Here is an 18,819-nt window from a genome sequence, read left to right as displayed (position 1 = left end):
AATGCGTCACTTCCGTTCCTTCTGCCTCGCCGGCGCCGCCGGCCTGGCGCTCGCCTCGACCGCCTCGGCCCAGTCCGGGATCGCTCCGGGCGCGCCGGGTGATCCGCCTACCTGGTCCAGCGCCGCCAAGACCGGCGCCGGGGCCTCCTATGAAGCCTATGTCGACGGCCAGTACCGTGACGGCGGCCCGACCGGCGCGGTGTCGAAGGTCTGGTTCTCCATCGCCGACGGCGTCCTGACCGAGACCATGTACGGCCTGATCCACGAGGCCCAGATCAAGGCCCTGCGTTTCGCGGTGGTCACGCCGGACGGCCTGGCGGTCGAGGGGCCCGACACCACCGAGCAGACCGAATATCTGCATACGGACGCCCAGGGCCGCCCCCTGTCGCCGGCCTATAGGGTCACCACGCGCGACAAGGCCGGCCGGTTCGAAATCGAGAAACGCATCTTCACCGACCCGGACCGCAACGCCCTGGTGCTGCGGGTCAAGATCACGGCCCTGAGCGGAGAGGCCACGCCCTATCTGCTGCTGGAGCCGCACATCGCCAACACCGGCGTCGACGACCGGGGTCAGGTCACGCGCCAGGCCTTCCATGCCTGGGAAGGCGACACCCATCTGGTGCTCAAGCCGAGCCGTCCGTTCGACAAGGCCGGCGTCGGCTTCGTCGGCGCCTCGGACGGTCTGACCGACCTGAAGGACGGCCGGATGGACTGGACCTACGCCTCCACCGGTGAGACGGCGGGCAATACGATGATGACGGGCGCCCTGCCGCGCCTGCGTCAGGGGCAGAGCCTGACCCGCGATTTCGTGATCGGCTTCGGCTCCAGCGAGGCCCAGGCCCAGGCGGCGGCGGACGGCGCCTTTGCGACCGGCCTGGACGAGGTCCTGGCCCGGTTCAACGGCGAGAGTGATCGCATCGGCTGGGAGGACTATGTCGCCTCCCTGACCGAACTGCCGCGCATCGCCGAACAGGCGACGGACGGCGGCAAGCTGGCCTACGCCTCGGCCCTGATGCTGAAGGTGCAGGAGGACCGCACCCATGCCGGCGCCCTGATCGCCTCCCTGTCCAACCCCTGGGGCGACACGGTGGACGCATCGAAATCTTCGACAGGCTACAAGGCCGTCTGGCCGCGCGACTTCTATCAGGTAGCCATGGCCCTGGCGGCGCTGGGCGACAAGGAGACGCCGCTGGCGGCCTTCAACTATCTGCCCCAGGTCCAGGTCGGCCCGGACACGCCCGGCAATACCGGCGTCGGCGGCTGGTTCCTGCAGAAGACCCATGTGGACGGAGAACTGGAATGGGTCGCGGTCCAGCTGGACCAGACGGCCATGCCGATCATGCTGGGCTATCGTCTGTGGAAGCTGGGCTGGCTGTCCGACGCCCAGATGGCCGACCACTATCGTTCGATGCTGAAGCCGGCGGCCGACTTCCTGGTGGACGGCGGCAAGATCGGCCTTCTGTGGAACGACGCCGAGATCAAGCCGCCCTTCACCCAGCAGGAGCGCTGGGAGGAGCAGCAGGGCTATTCCCCCTCCACCACCGCCGCCGTGGTGGCCGGGCTGACGGTCGCGGCCGAAATGGCGCGCGCCTCGGGCGATGCGGCGGGAGCGACCCGCTATCAGCTCGCCGCCGACAGCTACGCCTCCAAGATCGAAGAGCGGATGTTCACGACCAGCGGCGACTTCGGCGACGGCCGCTATTTCATCCGCATCACTCGGAACGAGAACCCGAACGACAAGGCCCCGATCGGCGCCGCCAACGGCCAGATCGCGCCCCAGGAGGACCGGGTCGTGGACGGCGGCTTCCTGGAACTGGTCCGCTACGGGGTGCGCAAGGCCGACGATCCGCACATCCTCGCTACCCTGCCCGTCTATGACGATCAGAGCCTGGAGGACCTGTACCGGGTCCGCTACGATTTCGGGCCGGAGGGCGACCAGACGCCGGGCTGGCGCCGCTACGGCGTTGACGGCTATGGCGAGGATCATGTCACGGGCGCCAACTACGGCGTCGGCGGGCAGATGAGCCCTGGGCAGCGGGGTCGGGTCTGGCCCTTCTTCACCGGCGAGCGCGGCCACTATGAGCTGGCCCGCGTCAGCCTGAACGGCGCTCCGTCCGCCGCCGACATCGCCGCCATCCGCCAGACCTATGTGCGCGGCATGGAGCGGTTCGCCAATGACGGGCTGATGCTGGCCGAACAGGTCTGGGACGGGGTCGGCGACCCTACCGCGCGCGACTACGCCCTGGGCCAGAACACCGACTCGGCCACCCCCCTGGCCTGGACCCATGCCGAATATCTGAAGCTGCTGCGGTCCTTGGCCGACGGCAAGGTATGGGATCGGTACGAGCCGGTCGAAAGCCGCTACGCCCGCTGATACGAAAAAGGCCCCGGAGCCAGTGCTCCGGGGCCTTCTTCACCCTATCAAACGAACCGCTCGATCAGAACGCCACCTTGATCCCTGCGACCACACGGTCCTCATAGTTCGCCGCATTATCGACATCGGTGTCGTAGTAGCGGACGTCCACGGCCAGATCGTCCGTCAGCGCATAAGCGACACCGACATTCCAAGTGAGATAGTCGTCGCTGACGTCCAGCCATTGCTTGCCGACCGCTCCCGAAACCGTCCACTTGTCAATCGGACTGAAGGTGGCGTTCACTTCCGCATAGGTCGCCTCATCATCCACGCCGAAGAAGTCAGGCGAATAGTAGGCCACCGCGCCTACGGTCGCCCGTCCAAACGCTCGGGACACGCCCAGCTTCGCTTCGGCGTACGTGTAGTCCGCAAAGGCGGGCTCCTTAGCATAGGTATAGCCTACCAGACCCGCATCCCAGGCGAAGCCGGCCGCTTCCCAACGATAACCGCCATACATATCGACCTCGGCGTCCGTCGTGTCCCCGAAATCGACTGTGGAGGCCCACACGCCGGCGTAAAAACCGCCTGCCGTCAGATCCAGGCCGCCCTGGATAGCGGCATCTTCGTTGGTTTGGCTGACGCCCCGGAAAACGTAATCGGTGACGATGCCGAAATTCCCGCTTACCGAGACATCGACGTTGCTCTGGGCTGAAGCCGGCGCAGCCAGGCCGAACAGCCCGACGGTCGCAGCGGCGGCAGCCGCCAAACGAAACACTTTGAAGTCCATTGTCATTATCCCTTATGATTCGAGAGAGGTCGGCGAGCGCCGAAGAATTGGGAGAGCGCGGCCGGCGGGCCGCGCCCTCTGGTTTCAGTGTTCCAGCGCCTCGCCGTGCAACGAGGTGTCCAGACCGGCGGCTTCTTCCGCCTCGCTGACCCGCAGACCCGTGGTGAACTTGCAGATCACCAGGATGATGAAGGTCCCGACCGCGCTGTAGGCGATCGTCCAGGCCAGGCCGATGGCCTGGGCGCCGACATTGGCGCCTTCCGACAGGCTGTTGATCGCCGTGGTGGCGAAGACGCCGGTCAGAAGGGCGCCGATCAGACCGCCCGCGCCGTGGATGCCGAAGGCGTCCAGCGAGTCGTCGTAGCGCAGCAGCTTCTTGATCCAGACCGACGAGATGTAGCAGACCGGACCGGCGATCAGGCCGATGATGACCGCGCCCTTGGGATCGACGAAGCCCGCCGCAGGGGTGATGGCGACCAGGCCGGCGACCACGCCCGACAGCATGCCGATCAGGGAGACCTTCTTCTTCTCAATCAGTTCGATGATCTTCCAGGTCAGGGCGGCGGCGGCGGCGGCCAGAACCGTGTTCAGCAGGGCCACGCCCATCAGCTCATTGGCGGCGCCCGCCGAACCGGCGTTGAAGCCGATCCAGCCGACCAGCAGCAGAGAGGCGCCGATCATGGTCAGGACAGGGTTGTGCGGATTGATCGGCTCGACCCCATAGCCTTTGCGGCGGCCCAGGAAGATGGCGCAGACCAGACCGGCCACGCCCGAGTTGACGTGAACCACCGCGCCGCCGGCGAAGTCCAGCACGCCGGCGGAACCGAGGAAGCCGCCGCCCCACACCCAGTGACAGATGGGGGAATAGATCAGCAGCGACCACAGGGCCGTGAACAGCAGCAGGCCCGAATATTTCATCCGCTCGGCGAAGGCGCCGGTGACCAGAGCCGGGGTGATGATGGCGAAGGTCATCTGGAAGGCGATGAACAGATATTCCGGAATGCCCGTCAGCAGGCTGTTGGCCGTGCCAAGGGTCACGCCGTTCAGGAACAGCATGTCCAGGCTGCCGACGTAGGGCTGAAGCGCGGCGTCGGCGTTGGCGCCGAAGGCGATGCTGTAGCCCGCGATGAACCAGACCAGGGAGACGACGGCGAAGACGCCGACCGACTGGGTGATGGTGGCGATGACGTTCTTGCGCCGCACCATGCCGCCGTAGAACAGGGCCAGTCCCGGCAGGGTCATCAGCAGGACCAGGGCCGTGGACGTGCCCAGCCAGGCCGTGCCCGCGCCGTCCAGCTCCAGCGCCGACTGGTGCGCCAGCAGGGCGGGCGCCGCCTCCGGCGTCTGGGCGAAGGCCCCGCCGGCGTAAAAGAGCCCGATGGTCAGAAGCAGGAGCGCAGCGACCCCCGGAAGTCGATTCCAAACGTGCGACATAAGCAAATACCCCCTTGGCAATCTCGCAAGTGCGAAGGTTTTACTGCAATCGCGTTCGACGCAAGGGGGTCAGGCTGAAACGGTGCAACTTTCTTGCAACGGTCCTGTCAAAAAAGTTAAGCCTCGCATGATCCATTCGTCCTTCGAGGCTTAAGGTTCAGATTCATGTTTCAAGGAACGCTGTTCCCGGCATGAAATTCAGGGGCGGCGCGACGCCCCTCAGGCCCAGTGCATCTGCACCCGGTGCGCCGTCGCCCAGTGAATGGCGCGGATGGCGTCGATGACGGCCTCGGTCGCCCCCCGCGTGCCCAGGGCTCCGCCGAGATCGGCGGTCACGGCGCCGGCCGCCAGGACGGCCGCCACCGCAGCCTCGATGGAATCCGCCTCGTCCTCCAGCTTCAGGCTGTGACGCAGCAAGAGGGCCGCCGACAGAATCGTGCCGACCGGATTGGCCAGGTCCTGACCGGCGATGTCCGGCGCAGATCCGTGAATCGGCTCGAACAGGCCCGGCCCTTCCGTGCCCAGCGAGGCCGACGGCAGCAGGCCGATCGAACCGCCCAGCACCGAGATCTCGTCCGACAGGATGTCGCCGAACATGTTCTCGGTCAGGATGACGTCGTATTCGCGCGGCTTCCTGATCAGGTGCATGGCCATGGAATCGACCAGGGCGTGCTCCAGCGCGATCTCGGGGAACTCCTCGGCATGGATACGGGTCACGACCTCGCGCCACAGGCGGCTGGTCTCCATGACATTGGCCTTGTCGACCGAGGTCACCTTGCCGCGGCGCTGGCGCGCGGTCTGGAAGGCGGCGCGCGTCACGCGCTCGATCTCGGGAACCGTATATTCGCACAGGTCGGTGGCGCGGTCGGCGGTGCGGGTCTTCTCTCCGAAATAGACGCCGCCGGTCAGTTCGCGGAAGACGATCAGATCGACGCCCTCGACGATCTCGCGCTTCAGCGGCGAACGGTGCGCCAGGACCGGCGAGACCTGCAGCGGCCGCAGATTGGCGAACAGGCCCATGGCCTTGCGGATGGCCAGCAGGCCTTCCTCGGGCCGGCGCTTGCCGCCGTCCCATTTGGGACCGCCCACGGCGCCCAGCAGGACGGCGTCGGCGGCGACGCAGGCGGCCCGCGTCGCCTCCGGCAGGGGCTCGCCCGTCTCGTCGATGGCGGCGCCGCCGATCAGATGTTCGGTGAAGTTGAAGCTGTGGCCGTAGAAGTCGCCGATGACCGCCAGCACGTCGCGCGCGGCCCGCGTCACCTCCGGCCCGACGCCGTCGCCGGGCAACAGGACGATCTCATAGGTCTTGGGGGCGGCTTGGGTCATCAGACGGTCTCTCTCGAACGCTCGAAGGCTTCGATCTCTTGCAGGTTTGATTGCAGCCAGCCCAGGGTGTCCACCCCGTTCAACAGACACTGGCGCGCGAAGGATTCGACCTCGAACGGCACGGGCTGGGCATTGCCGCGCCGGATCTGCCGGGCTTCGAGGTCGATTGTGACCGGCTGGTCCGGCTGCGACGCCAGATCGTCCCAGACATTCTGGCTGACGACGACGGGCAGCAGGCCGTTTTTCAAGGCGTTAGATGTAAAAATGTCAGCAATCTCGGTCGAGATCACCGCCCGGAACCCATAGTCGTACAGGGCCCAGGGGGCGTGTTCGCGCGACGAGCCGCAGGCGAAATTCTTGCCCGCCAGCAGGATGCGATGCTCGGCCGGATCGATCCGGTTCAGAATCGCCTCGGGCTTTTCCGAGCCGTCGGCCTCATAGCGCCAGTCATAGAAGGCCGCCTTGCCCAGCCCCTCGCGCGTGGTCGTGGTCAGAAAACGCGCCGGAATGATCTGGTCGGTGTCGATATTGGCCTGGCTCAGGATCACGGTCTTCGAGGTCAGGGTGGTGAAGGGCTCAGACATCAAAAACTCCGCTCATCCCGGCGAAAGCCGGGACCCAGTTCTGTGGGCGACAGGCGTCACCCGTCGCGCCCTGTCGGCGATCCCGCGCATTGTGCTTCGCGAAAGCACTGGGTCCCGGCTTTCGCCGGGATGAGCGGAAGGGGGTGTCGCTACGCATCCACGACCTCGTTCAGAAAGACGCGCGGATCGGTCAGCACACCGGCCACCGCCGTCGCCGCAGCCGTCGCGGGGCTGGCCAGTATGGTGCGGGCGTCCTTGCCCTGGCGGCCTTCGAAATTGCGGTTGGAGGTCGAGACGGCCAGCTGACCGGGCGCGACGACGTCGCCGTTCATGGCGATGCACATGGAACAGCCGGGAATGCGCCATTCGGCCCCGGCGGCGATGAAGACCTCGTGCAGTCCTTCCGCCTCGGCGGCCCGGCGAACGGCCTCCGAACCGGGAACCACCAGCATGCGCAGGCCCGGCTTGACCTTGCGGCCGCGCAGAACCTCGGCGGCGGCGCGCAGATCGGGCAGGCGGCCGTTGGTGCAGGAGCCGATGAAGACCACGTCCACCGGCTGGCTGGTCGTCGCCTCGCCGGGGGTGAAGCCCATATAGGCGATGGCCTTGCGGTCGCTGTCCGACTGGGGCTGGGGCACGGGCGCGCCGATGGGGGCGCCGGCGTCCGGCGTCGTGCCCCAGGTCGCCATCGGCCGGATGGCGGCGCCGTCGATCACGACTTCCTTGTCGAAGGTCGCGCCCGGGTCCGTGGCCAGCTTCAGCCATTCGGCGGTCGCCGCCTCATAGTCGGCGGGGACATGTTTGCGGCCCCGCAGCCAGTCGATCGTGGTCTGGTCCGGGGCGATCATCCCCGCGCGGGCGCCGGCCTCGATGGACATGTTGCACAGGGTCATCCGCCCTTCCATGTCCAGCGACCGCACCGCCTCGCCCGCATATTCGATGACGTAGCCGGTGCCGCCGCCGAAGCCGATGGCGGCGATCACGGCCAGGGCGACGTCCTTGCCCGACACGCCCGACTGCAGTTCGCCGATCACCGTCACCCGCATCGCCTTGGGCTTGCGCTGCAACAGGCATTGGGTCGCCAGCACATGGCCGACCTCGGAGGTGCCGATGCCGAAGGCCAGGGCTCCGAACGCCCCATGGGTGGCGGTATGGCTGTCGCCGCAGACGACCGTCATGCCCGGCTGGGTCAGGCCCAGCTCCGGCCCCATGACATGGACCACGCCCCGGTCTTCAGATCCCCAGCCGGCCAGGGGAACCCCGTGGGCGGCGCAGTTTCGCTCCAGCGTATGGACCTGGGCCTCGGCCTGCGGGGTGACATAGGGTTTCAGCCCGTTCAGCCCCGCCGGCAGGGTCGGGGTCGAATGGTCCAGGGTGGCGTAGGTCCGGTCGGGCCGGCGCACCTTCAGGCCGCGGGCCTCGATCTCGCTGAAGGCCTGGGGACTGGTGACCTCATGCACCAGATGCAGGTCGATATACAGGACGCCCGGCGTATCGGCCGTTTCCGGCCGCACCACATGAGCGTCCCAGACCTTGTCGAACAGGGTCTTTGGATCAGGCATACTGGGCCACCGTCTCCTCAACGCCGTCGACGCGATCAATGATGGCGATCAGTTCGGCGTCGCTGATCTCGCCGATCTGGTCGGCGCGCTGTTTGAAGCCGGCGACGACGGCCGCCAGACGGTCGCCCTCGATGGGCCGGCCGATGGTCTCTGCGCGCTTGGCGATGGCGTGGCGGCCCGAGTGCTTGCCCAGAACGAACCAGCTGCCTTCGAAGCCTACGTCCTGGGGCCGCATGATCTCATAGGTGCGGCTGTCGGCCAGCATGCCGTGCTGGTGGATGCCGGCCTCGTGGGCGAAGGCGTTGATGCCGACCACCGACTTGTTGCGGGCGATGACCGTCTCGGTGATTTCGCACAGGATCTTGGAGGCGCGGACCAGATGGCGGCTGTCGGCGCCGATGGCGACGCCATAGCGGTCTTCGCGCACCTTCAGGGCCATGATGACCTCTTCGATCGAGGCGTTGCCGGCCCGTTCGCCGATGCCGTTGATCGCGCCCTCGACCTGACGCGCCCCGCCCTGGACCGCAGCCAGGGAGTTGGCGACCGCCATGCCCAGGTCATCGTGGCAGTGGGCCGAGAAGATCACATGGGGGTGGCGCTTGTGGATCCGCGCCGCCAGGGCGCGGAAGGTCTCGCGCACCTCTTCCGGAGTCGCATAGCCGACGGTGTCCGGCACGTTCAGGGTCCGGGCGCCCGCGTCGGCGGCGGCCTCCAGCACATCGGCCAGGAACTCGGGCTCGGTGCGGAAGGCGTCCTCGGCCGAGAACTCGACGTCGTCGAACAGGCTGGCGGCGTATTCGACCGCCCGGACGGCCGTGGCCAGAACCTCGTTGGTCGACATCTTCAGCTTGGCCGAGCGATGGATCGGGCTGGTGCCGATGAAGGTGTGGCAGCGACGATGCGACTTGGGCGCCGGCTGCAGGGCGCGGAAGCTGGCGTCGATGTCCTTTTCGTTGGCGCGCGACAGGGAGCAGAAGACCGGCCCCTCGACCTCGCCGGTCACGCGGCGGATGCAGTCCTCGTCGCCCGGAGAGGCGGCGGCGAAGCCGGCCTCGATAACGTCGACGCCCAGGTCCTTCAGGACCTGGGCCATCTTCACCTTGGCTTGGGCGGTCATGGAGAAGCCCGGCGCCTGCTCCCCGTCCCGCATCGTCGTGTCGAAGACGATGACCCGGTTGGGGTCGGCGGCGATCTCCTCAGTTCGGGATACGCCGGATACTCGTACTTGTTCGGCGGTCATTACGCAGCCTCGGATTGAATAATGTCGTTGCCGATCCGGCGCACGCCGAACAGGCGGTCGATCTGGCGACCCAGATTCTCCATGCACCGACCGGCGTCTCGGCCGCGGATGGTCAGGGAGATACGGCGGAAGGCCCCTTCGTCGGCCATGTTGATGCCGTCGATGTGGAAGCCCCGGCGCTCCACAAGACCGATGAGACGCTGAAGCGAACCGTCCGCACGGTCGATCTGGATGTGGATCGTGTTGCTCATCTCAGGAGCCCTCCATCATTTCAGCATTGCTCTTGCCCGGCGGAACCAGCGGCCAGACATTGTCTCGGGGATCGATGACCACATGGGCCAGGCAGGGGCCTTCGGCGGCCAGCAAGCGCTGGATGCCTTCGGACACCTGATCGCGGCGATCGATACGGAAGGCCTCGATGCCAAAGGCCTCGGCCACCTTCACGAAGTCCGGATTGTCGGACAGGTCGATCTCGGAATAGTTCTCGGCGAAGAACAGCTCCTGCCACTGGCGCACCAGGCCCAGCGAGGAATTGTCGATCAGCACGATCTTCAGCGGGATGCCGTAACGCTTCAGCGTCGCCAGCTCCTGGATGTTCATCATGAAGCCGCCGTCGCCGGCGATGGTGACGACGGTCGCCGACGGATCGGCCAGCTTGGCGCCGATGCCGGCGGGCAGGCCAAAGCCCATGGCGCCCAGACCGCCCGAGGTGATGTGGGCCTCAGGTCTGGAGAAGCGGCAGTGCATGGCCGCCCACATCTGGTGCTGGCCCACGTCGCAGGCGGCGACGAAGGCGTCTCCGGCCGCTTCGGACACTTCTTTCAGCAGGGCCGGGGCGTAGACCCCCTCGCCCGGCGCATCATAGCGATAGGCGCCGGTCCGGGCGGCGTCGACGCACGCCTCGACCCAGGGCTGGATGTCCAGAGCCGGGCCGCCGGCCATGCGCGTCGTCAAGGCCTCGATCCCGTCCTTCAGCTCGCCGACCACGGCCACATTGGCCGCCCGCAGCTTGCCGACTTCGGAGGCGTCGATGTCGAAATGAACGATGCGGGCGTTGGGCGCGAACTCGGCCAGCTTGCCGGTGGCGCGGTCGTCGAACCGGGCGCCGACGACGATCAGCAGGTCGCTGTCCTGAACCGCATGATTGGCCGCGCGCGCGCCGTGCATGCCCAGCATGCCCAGCATGCGCGGCGCGTCGGTCGGGACGGTGCCCAAGGCGTTCAGGGTCGAGACCTGGGGGATGCCGGTCGCGGCGACGAAGGCGCGCAAAGCCTCGGTCGCGCGGCCGATCTTCACCCCGCCGCCGATATAGACCAGCGGCTTCTTCGCCGCCCGGATCGCGGCCTCGGCTGCGGCGACGGCGTCGTGGTCGATCCGCGAAGTCTCATTGGGAATGTGGAAGCCGTAGTCGTCGCTGGTCGTGGCGAACTGCACGTCCTTGGGCAGATCGACCAGGACCGGACCGGGACGGCCCGAGGCGGCGATATGGAAGGCTTCCTCGACGGCGGCCGGAACATCGGCCGCATCGCGAACCAGGATCGAGTGTTTCACGATCGGCAGGGTGACGCCCAGAATGTCGATTTCCTGGAAGGCGTCGGTGCCCATCAGCCCCTGGGCCACATTGCCGGTGATGCAGACCATCGGCACCGAATCCATCATCGCATTGGCGATGCCGGTGATCAGATTGGTGGCGCCCGGGCCGGAGGTGGCCATGCAGACGCCGACCTTGCCGCTCTTGCGGGCATAGGCGTCGGCGGCGAAGGCCGCGCCCTGCTCGTGGCGGACCAGGATATGCTTCAGCTTCGATCCGGCCAGGGCGTCATAGACCGGCATGATGGCGCCGCCCGGATAACCGAACACCACCTCCACGCCCAGCCGCTCCAGGGTGGAGACCAGCAGGCGCGCCCCCGATTGGGGGGCGGCCTCGGCTGAGGATTTGAAGGCGGCGGCGGTCATCAGGGTCATCCGGTCTTTCGCTCGGGCTCAGGCCGCTTCAGATTTGGGCGTGTTCAGCCAGGCCATCCGCTCGCGCAGACGGGCGCCGACCTGTTCGATCTGGCTCTCGCGGTCCGCCTTCAGCCAGGCCTCGTACTGGGGCTTGCCGGCCTCGTTCTCGGCGATCCAGTTGCGCGCGAAGGTACCGTCCTGGATCTCGTCCAGGATGGTCTTCATCCGGGCCTTGGTCTCTTCGTTGACGACGCGCGGGCCGCTGGCGACGGCGCCGTACTTGGCCGTCTCGGAGATGAAGTGGTGCATCTTCGAGATGCCGCCTTCGTAGAACAGGTCCACGATCAGCTTCAGCTCGTGCAGGCATTCGAAATAGGCGATCTCGGGCTGGTAGCCGGCCTCGACCAGGGTGTTGAAGCCCTGCATCACCAGTTCCTTGGCGCCGCCGCACAGGACGGCCTGTTCGCCGAACAGGTCGGTTTCGGTCTCTTCACGGAAGGTGGTTTCCAGCAGGCCGCCGGTCGCCCCGCCGTTGCCCTTGGCGTAGCCCATGGCCCGGTCGCGGGCCTTGCCGGTCGCGTCCTTCTCGACCGCGAACAGGCTGGGCACGCCGCGCCCGCGCTGGAACTCGCGACGGACCAGATCGCCCGGTCCCTTGGGCGCGACCAGGATGACGTCCATGTCGGGGCGCGGGGTGATGCGGCCGTAGATGATCGAGAAGCCGTGGGCGAACAGCAGGGCCGAGCCCTGTTTGGCGTTCGGCTCGATGATGTCGCGATAGACCTGATCCTGAACCATGTCGGGGGTCAGGATGGCGATGATGTCGGCGCCCTTGACCGCTTCGGCCGGCTCGGCGGTCGGGACGCCGTCGGCGGTGGCGTGTTTCCAGCCCGTGCCGCCGTGACGAACGCCGGCGACCACGTCATGGCCGCTGTCCTTCAGGTTCTGGGCATGAGCGCGACCCTGCGAGCCATAGCCGATGATGGCGATGCGCTGCCCGGCGATCGCGCCCGGCTTGATGTCTTCGTTGGTGTAGATGGTGATGGCCATGAGAATTCAGGCGTCCTGAGCAGCAGCGGATTTGTGAGAGGCCGGGATTTGCGCCGGCGGGGGGTTGGGGATGGTGACCGCGCCCTGGGCGGCCGAGGCCACCGAGGCGCGGTATTTGGCGAAGACGCCTCGCGCCGGGCGGACCACGTGGGGCGTGAAGCCCGCCCGGCGCGTCGCCAGATCGACGTCCACGTCGATCCGGCGGTTGGGGACGTCGATGGTGATGCGGTCACCATCGCGAATGAGGGCGATCGGGCCTCCGACGGCGGCTTCCGGCGAGATATGGCCGGCGACGAAGCCGTAGCTGGCGCCCGAGAAGCGGCCGTCGGTCAGCAGGGCGACATTGTCGATCTTGCGGCCCTTCAAGGCGGCGGTGACCTGCAGCATTTCGCGCATGCCGGGGCCGCCCTTGGGGCCTTCGTAACGGATGATGATGACGTCGCCCTCGCCCACCGAACCGTCCTGGACCGCGTGGAAGGCGTCTTCCTCGCTGTCGAAGACACAGGCCGGACCTTCGAACTTGTCGACCTTGTGACCCGTCAGCTTGATCACCGCGCCCTCGGGCGCGACATCGCCGTAGATGACGGCGAAGCTGCCGCGGTCCATCACGGGGGCGTCGAAGGTGGTCACGACGACCTGGCCCGGCGTCTCCTCCGCCTCGGCCGCCTCGGCGAACAGGCTGCGGCCGCTGACGGTGGGCGTGTTCACGATCTTGCCGGCTTCGGCCATCCGCTGGGTCACCAGGCGGGTGCCGCCGGCGGCGAACAGGTGAGAGGCCAGGAAACGGCCGCCAGGCTTCAGATCGCAGATCACCGGCGCCTCGACACAGGCCTGGTGGCAGTCCTCGACCCCGAACTCGATCCCGGCCTCGGCCGCGATGGCCGTCAGGTGCATGACGGCGTTGGTCGATCCGCCCGAGGCCGAGACGGCGACGGCGGCGTTCTTCAGGCTGGCGCGGGTGATGTATTTGCGGGCCGTGTCGCCGGCGAAGACCCGTTCGACGATCAGCCGGCCGCAACGCTCGCCCTCGGCCGCCTTGCCGGGATCGACCGCCGGCACGTCATTGGCGCCCATGGGGCTGATGCCCATGACCGACAGGGCCATGGCCATGGTGTTGGCCGTGAACTGGCCGCCGCAGGCCCCGGCGCCGGGGCAGACGGCTTGCTCGACCGCCTTCAGACCGGCGTCGTCCAACGCGCCGGCCGAATGGGCGCCGATGGCCTCGAACACCTCCTGGACCGAGACCTCCTTCGAGCCGATCACGCCCGGCATGATGGTGCCGCCGTAATAGACCAGGCCGGGGATATCCATCCGCGCCAGGGCCATGGCCGCCGCCGGAATGGTCTTGTCGCAGCCGACGATGCAGACCACGCCGTCCAGCTGGTGCCCCTCGATCGCCAGTTCAATCGAGTCGGCGACGACCTCGCGGCTGATCAGCGAGGCCTTCATGCCCGCCGTGCCCATCGAAATGCCGTCGGTCACGACGATGGTGTTGAAATCGACCGGATAGCCGCCGGCCGCGATGATCCCGGCCCGCACGTCCTTGGCCAGCCGGTCCAGGTGCATGTTGCACGGGGTGACCGTCGACCAGGTGTTGACGATGCCGATCATCGGCTTGTCGAAGTCGGCGTCCTGCATCCCGGCGGCGCGCAGATAGGAGCGGGCGGCGGCCCGGTTCGGACCGGCCGTCACCGCCGCGCTGCGCGCGTTGGGCTTTCTGGGCTCTGAGGTAGAATCTTGCGTCATCGGTCCGGTTCGTTTCGAACCGCCAAGCACGAAAAACCCCGCTTCCTTTCGGGAGCGGGGTGGTGCGAGGCGATCCTGAGTGTGTTTAGGTCAGGTCGCGTGCATCCACGCCGCTTGCGTAAGCAGGCCGAGGAGTACGAGGAGAATGAGGATTACAGGGCTTTCCAGGCCGATCGGCGCGCGAGCGGCCACGACCGCGTCAGCGGTGCGTCCCTTCGTCATGTCGCGCGTCATCACAGCCACGGGCGGCTCCCTGTTCTGACGCCAAGAAACCATATGGGCCGGGGCCGCACAACCCCTGTCGCAAAAATTTTGCTCAAAAGGCCGACGACGACCGCCATGGAGGTGTTTCTTACCTTGCGCCCGCAAGTCTCTCCGCCGGCCGTAACGGTTCCTAACCGCTTGTTAGGGCCGCAGGCCCCGCGCGGGGTTGAAACCGGGCCGCGACAGTTCCATTGAGACCGCCAACAACATAATCGTTCAGAGGAGCCCCCCATGACCGTTCGCGTCGCCATCAATGGTTTCGGCCGCATCGGCCGTCTCGTCCTTCGCTCGATCATCGAGCACGGCCGCACGGACATCGAGGTGGTGGCGATCAACGATCTGGGCCCGGTCGAGACCAACGCCCACCTGTTCCGCTATGATTCGGTGCACGGCCGCTTCCCCGGCACGGTGACCTCGGGCGAGGACTGGATCGACGTCGGCACGGGCAAGATCAAGGTCACGGCCGAACGTGATCCGGCCAATCTGCCGCACGCCGAGCTTAAGGTGGACATCGCGCTGGAGTGCACCGGCATCTTCACGTCGAAGGACAAGGCCAGCGCCCACCTGAAGGCCGGCGCCAAGCGCGTCCTGGTCTCGGCCCCGGCCGACGGCGCCGACAAGACCATCGTCTTCAAGGTCAACCACGAGACCCTGACCGCCGACGACATCGTGGTGTCGAACGGCTCGTGCACCACCAACGCCCTGGCCCCCGTCGCCAAGGTGCTGAACGACCTGTTCGGCATCGAGCGCGGCTATATGACCACCATCCACTCCTACACCGGCGACCAGCCGACGCTGGATACGATGCACAAGGACCTGTACCGCGCCCGCGCCGCCGCCCTGTCGATGATCCCGACCTCGACCGGCGCCGCCAAGGCCCTGGGCCTGGTCCTGCCGGAACTGAAGGGCAAGCTGGACGGCTCCTCGATCCGCGTCCCGACCCCGAACGTCTCGGTCGTCGACCTGAAGGTCGTCGCCGGTCGCGAGGTGACCGTCGCCGAGATCAATGAGGCGCTTCAGGCCGCCGCCGACGGGGCGATGAAGGGCGTCCTGTTCACCACGACCGACCCTCTGGTCTCCAGCGACCTGAACCACATCGCCGCCTCCTCCACCGCCGCCCTGCCCCAGACCCAGGTGGTCGACGGCAAGCTGGCCCGCGTGCTGAGCTGGTACGACAACGAATGGGGCTTCGCGACCCGCATGAGCGACACCGCCCTGGTGATGGCGAAGTTCCTTTAAACCCCCGCCTCCCTCTCCCAGCGGGAGAGGGCTTGAGCGCACGGCGGCGCAGCCGCCGTTCTGGCGCGAAAGGGTGAGGTCACGGTGTGCGAATTGGCCCACCGGCTGTACCTCATCCGTCTCGCTCCGCGAGCCACCTTCTCCCCGTGGGAGAAGGATCATGAGAGATCGAAGCCATGACCTTCCGCACCCTCGACGACGCCAAGGATCTCGCCGGCAAGACGGCCCTGGTCCGCGTGGACTTCAACGTCCCTATGGAGGGCGGCAAGGTCACGGACGACACCCGTCTGCGGGTCGCCCTGCCGACGATCCAGCGTCTGCGCGACGCCGGCGCCAAGGTCGCGCTTCTGGCTCACTTCGACCGTCCCAAGGGCCAGCGCGTCCCGTCCATGAGCCTGAAGCCGGTCGTGGATGATCTGGAGACCCTGCTCGGCGCCCCCGTCCGCTTCGCCGACGACTGCATCGGCCCGGACGCCGTGGACGCCATCCGCGAACTGGACGCCGGCGGCGTGGTCCTGCTGGAGAACGTCCGCTTCCATGCGGCGGAAGAGGCCAATGATCCGGTCTTCGCCCGGAAGCTGGCGGATCTGGGCGATCTCTATGTCAACGACGCCTTCTCGGCGGCGCACCGCGCCCACGCCTCGACCGAGGGGATCGCCCACCACCTGCCCGCCTACGCCGGCGAATCCATGCGCCGCGAACTGGACGCCCTGGATGCGGCCCTCGGCAATCCGCAAAAGCCGGTCATCGGCATCGTCGGCGGCGCCAAGGTCTCGACCAAGCTGGACCTCTTGAAAAACCTGGTCGGCAAGCTGGACCGCCTGGCCATCGGCGGCGGCATGGCCAACACCTTCCTGTACGCCCAGGGCATCGACATCGGCGGCTCCCTGGCCGAGCGCGACATGGCCGACACGGCCCGCGAAATCATGGCCGAGGCCGAGGCGCGGGGCTGCAAACTGCTGCTGCCGGTCGATTTCGTGGTGGCGACCGAGGTCAAGCCGGGCGCCGCCGCTCGCCCGGTCGCCGCCGGCGCCGCCCTGTCGGCCGACGACAAGATCCTGGACGCCGGCCCGGCCACGGTCGCGCGTCTGCTGGAGGCCCTGACGGCCTCCAAGACCCTGATCTGGAACGGCCCTCTGGGCGTGTTCGAGGTGCCGCCCTTCGACGCCGCCACCGTGACGGTCGCCCGTCATGCGGCGGCCCTGGCCAAGGCCAGCGTCCTGACCGCCGTCGGCGGCGGCGGCGACACGGTCTCGGCCCTGAATCACGCGGGGGTGTCGGACGACATGACCTTCGTCTCCACCGCCGGCGGCGCCTTCCTGGAATGGATGGAGGGCAAGCCCCTGCCGGGGGTCGAGGCCCTGCGCGCCTGAGCCTGACGCAGCGGAAACAACTGTAACACGGCGTGACTTTGAGCGCGCCGCCCGCTAGTCTCGCGCCCAATCAAAAAAGACTTTCGGCTCAGGAGACTTCATCATGGCGCGCATCACGCTGCGACAGCTGCTCGACCACGCGGCGGAGAACGGCTACGGCCTTCCCGCCTATAATATCAACAACATGGAGCAGGGCCTCGCGATCATGGAGGCGGCCCATGAGGTCAATGCGCCCGTGATCATCCAGGCCTCGCGCGGCGCCCGGAACTACGCCAACGACATCGTCCTGGCCAAGCTGATCGACGCCCTGGCCGAACTCTATCCCGACATCCCCGTCTGCATGCACCAGGACCACGGCAACGGCCCGGCCACCTGCGCCACCGCCATCCAGTACGGCTTCACCTCGGTGATGATGGACGGCTCGCTGGAAGAGGACGCCAAGACCCCCGCCTCCTACGAATACAATGTCGAGGTCACCCGCCGCGTCACGGAAATGGCCCACGCCTGCGGCGTCTCGGTCGAGGGCGAACTGGGCGTTCTGGGCTCGCTGGAGACCGGCATGGGCGAGGCCGAGGACGGCCACGGCTTCGAGGGCAAGCTGGACCACTCCCAGCTCCTGACCGACCCGGATCAGGCCGTCGACTTCGTCGCCGCCACCAAGGTCGACGCCCTGGCCATCGCCATGGGCACCAGCCATGGCGCGTACAAGTTTACCAAGAAGCCGGACGGCGAAATCCTGGCCATGCACGTGATCGAGGAGATCCACCGCCGCCTGCCCAACACCCACCTGGTCATGCACGGCTCGTCGTCCGTGCCGCAGGAGCTTCAGGACATCATCAACCAGTACGGCGGTCAGATGCCCCAGACCTGGGGCGTGCCGGTCGAAGAAATCCAGCGCGGCATCCGTCACGGCGTGCGCAAGGTCAACATCGACACCGACAATCGGATGGCCATCACCGGCGCCATCCGCAAGGTCCTGGCCGAAAAGCCGGGCGAGTTCGACCCGCGCGCCTATCTGAAGCCCGCCAAGGAGGCGATGAAGAAGCTCTGCAAGGAGCGCTATCAGCAGTTCGGCTGCGAGGGCCAGGCCTCGCGCATCCGCCCCTTGTCCACCGCCCACATGGCCAAACGCTACGCCTCGGGCGAGCTTGACCCGTCCTTCCGCAATGCGGCGGTCAAGGCGGCCTGACGACCGCCCCTCCCTGATCAGACCGGGTAGCGGCCGCTCAGTTCGAACCGCACCCGGTCCTCTTGCCAGCGCGCCCGGTCCAGCTCGTCCCTGGCGTCGCGGGCGTTGCGGCGAGCGTCGCGGATTTCGCCCCGCACCTCTTCGATTCGGTTGCGGATCCGCTCCTTCTCCTCGTCGGTCAAGCCGTCCTGACGCAGTTCGCGCTGTTTGGCGTCCAGCTTGTCCTCGCGGTCGTCGATCCGCGCCTCGGCGCTTCTCAGCGCGCTCTCGGCCGCCTCCACCGCCGCTGCCGCCTCATGCAGTCGCCGCCCGTCGTTATAGGCCGGGAGGAAGGCCGCCTCCTCCTCGGGCCGACAGACGCCGTAATAGGTGTTGCCCGCCCGCCCCTCGATCCAGCCGCGCTGGAAGGTGCAATAGCCGCGCAGCCCGTCCTCGCGGGCGCGGCTGTAGGTCGCCGGATCGGGCGCGACCTGATATTTGGCGCAGGCTTGGGCATGGTCGTCCAGCCGGCTCATCGGATAGCCCGCCGCCCCATCGGCGTAACCCTTGTCGCCCCAGGCGCCGGCCAGACACTCTTCCTGGCTCATGGTCGAGCAACTGCCCAGCAGAACGGCGGCGGCGGCGACGCCGCTCGCGATCATCAAGGTCTTCATCACGGTTCCCCACGCCCCCAAGCGCCACTATTCACGTCAGATCAGGCCCGACGCAAGCGCCCTCGCTGGAAG

The 18,819-nt window shown here is 67.4% G+C and carries 16 protein-coding genes; 4 read left to right on the top strand and 12 right to left on the bottom strand.

From position 1 onward, the window contains the following. Position 1 precedes the first annotated feature (1 nt). Entirely contained in the window at positions 2-2,374 is a 2,373-nt protein-coding gene (locus GGQ93_RS10525) for a glucan 1,4-alpha-glucosidase (RefSeq protein ID WP_183216862.1), read from the top strand. A gap of 64 nt (positions 2,375-2,438) precedes the next feature. Here GGQ93_RS10525 and GGQ93_RS10520 read toward each other — a convergent pair whose 3' ends face one another. The 11 genes from GGQ93_RS10520 to GGQ93_RS10470 all read right to left on the bottom strand — a co-directional run bounded on the left by GGQ93_RS10520 (position 2,439) and on the right by GGQ93_RS10470 (position 14,272). Beyond that, complete coding sequence (locus GGQ93_RS10520; protein ID WP_182714320.1) at positions 2,439-3,140, bottom strand: TorF family putative porin; 702 nt, start codon at positions 3,138-3,140, stop codon at positions 2,439-2,441. Between the two features lie 84 nt (positions 3,141-3,224). Continuing rightward, a complete protein-coding gene (locus GGQ93_RS10515; protein ID WP_054764925.1) occupies positions 3,225-4,574 on the bottom strand; it encodes an ammonium transporter in 1,350 nt (449 codons plus the stop codon). A 219-nt stretch (positions 4,575-4,793) separates the two neighbouring features. Next, complete coding sequence (gene leuB, locus GGQ93_RS10510; protein WP_183216860.1) at positions 4,794-5,900, bottom strand: 3-isopropylmalate dehydrogenase; 1,107 nt, start codon at positions 5,898-5,900, stop codon at positions 4,794-4,796. Further along, positions 5,900-6,484 (bottom strand): 3-isopropylmalate dehydratase small subunit, encoded by a 585-nt coding sequence (gene leuD, locus GGQ93_RS10505; protein ID WP_183216859.1) that lies wholly within the window; start codon positions 6,482-6,484, stop codon positions 5,900-5,902. The genes leuB and leuD overlap by 1 nt, the downstream gene beginning before the upstream one ends. Positions 6,485-6,633: 149 nt before the next feature. Next, a complete protein-coding gene (gene leuC, locus GGQ93_RS10500) occupies positions 6,634-8,046 on the bottom strand; it encodes a 3-isopropylmalate dehydratase large subunit (RefSeq protein WP_183216857.1) in 1,413 nt (470 codons plus the stop codon). Further along, the gene (locus GGQ93_RS10495; protein ID WP_183216855.1) at positions 8,039-9,286 is read right to left on the bottom strand and encodes a 2-isopropylmalate synthase; all 1,248 of its coding nucleotides are present in this window, start codon (positions 9,284-9,286) and stop codon (positions 8,039-8,041) included. The genes leuC and GGQ93_RS10495 overlap by 8 nt, the downstream gene beginning before the upstream one ends. Continuing rightward, on the bottom strand, positions 9,286-9,537 hold the full coding sequence (locus tag GGQ93_RS10490; RefSeq protein ID WP_054764920.1) for an ACT domain-containing protein: 252 nt from the start codon (positions 9,535-9,537) through the stop codon (positions 9,286-9,288). Before GGQ93_RS10490 ends, GGQ93_RS10495 begins: the two co-directional genes overlap by 1 nt. A gap of 1 nt (position 9,538) precedes the next feature. Further along, positions 9,539-11,251, bottom strand: a complete 1,713-nt coding sequence (gene ilvG, locus GGQ93_RS10485; RefSeq protein ID WP_183216853.1) for an acetolactate synthase 2 catalytic subunit — start codon at positions 11,249-11,251, stop codon at positions 9,539-9,541. 18 nt (positions 11,252-11,269) lie between these two features. Continuing rightward, positions 11,270-12,283 (bottom strand): ketol-acid reductoisomerase, encoded by a 1,014-nt coding sequence (gene ilvC, locus GGQ93_RS10480; protein WP_054764918.1) that lies wholly within the window; start codon positions 12,281-12,283, stop codon positions 11,270-11,272. Positions 12,284-12,289: 6 nt separating this feature from the next. Next, positions 12,290-14,029 (bottom strand): dihydroxy-acid dehydratase, encoded by a 1,740-nt coding sequence (gene ilvD, locus GGQ93_RS10475; protein WP_183216851.1) that lies wholly within the window; start codon positions 14,027-14,029, stop codon positions 12,290-12,292. 90 nt (positions 14,030-14,119) lie between these two features. After that, positions 14,120-14,272 (bottom strand): hypothetical protein, encoded by a 153-nt coding sequence (locus GGQ93_RS10470; RefSeq protein ID WP_183216849.1) that lies wholly within the window; start codon positions 14,270-14,272, stop codon positions 14,120-14,122. A 252-nt stretch (positions 14,273-14,524) separates the two neighbouring features. Here GGQ93_RS10470 and gap point away from each other — a divergent pair, with 252 nt between their 5' ends. The 3 genes from gap (at position 14,525) to fba (ending at position 18,094) form a co-directional block, all read left to right on the top strand. Continuing rightward, positions 14,525-15,532: a type I glyceraldehyde-3-phosphate dehydrogenase gene (gap, locus tag GGQ93_RS10465; RefSeq protein ID WP_183216847.1), complete on the top strand. Its 1,008-nt coding sequence runs from the start codon at positions 14,525-14,527 to the stop codon at positions 15,530-15,532. Positions 15,533-15,708: 176 nt separating this feature from the next. Continuing rightward, on the top strand, positions 15,709-16,905 hold the full coding sequence (locus GGQ93_RS10460) for a phosphoglycerate kinase (RefSeq protein WP_183216844.1): 1,197 nt from the start codon (positions 15,709-15,711) through the stop codon (positions 16,903-16,905). 103 nt (positions 16,906-17,008) lie between these two features. Next, on the top strand, positions 17,009-18,094 hold the full coding sequence (fba, locus tag GGQ93_RS10455; RefSeq protein WP_183216842.1) for a class II fructose-bisphosphate aldolase: 1,086 nt from the start codon (positions 17,009-17,011) through the stop codon (positions 18,092-18,094). Positions 18,095-18,111: 17 nt separating this feature from the next. Here the strand turns inward: fba and GGQ93_RS10450 are convergent, their stop codons facing one another. Continuing rightward, a complete protein-coding gene (locus tag GGQ93_RS10450; protein ID WP_183216840.1) occupies positions 18,112-18,747 on the bottom strand; it encodes a DUF2799 domain-containing protein in 636 nt (211 codons plus the stop codon). Between the last annotated feature and the right edge of the window lie 72 nt (positions 18,748-18,819).

The organism is Brevundimonas aurantiaca (genome assembly GCF_014199955.1).
GTDB lineage: Bacteria > Pseudomonadota > Alphaproteobacteria > Caulobacterales > Caulobacteraceae > Brevundimonas > Brevundimonas aurantiaca.
The sequence above is the reverse complement of the archived record's forward strand: the minus strand, read 5'-3'. Positions and strand labels throughout refer to the sequence as shown.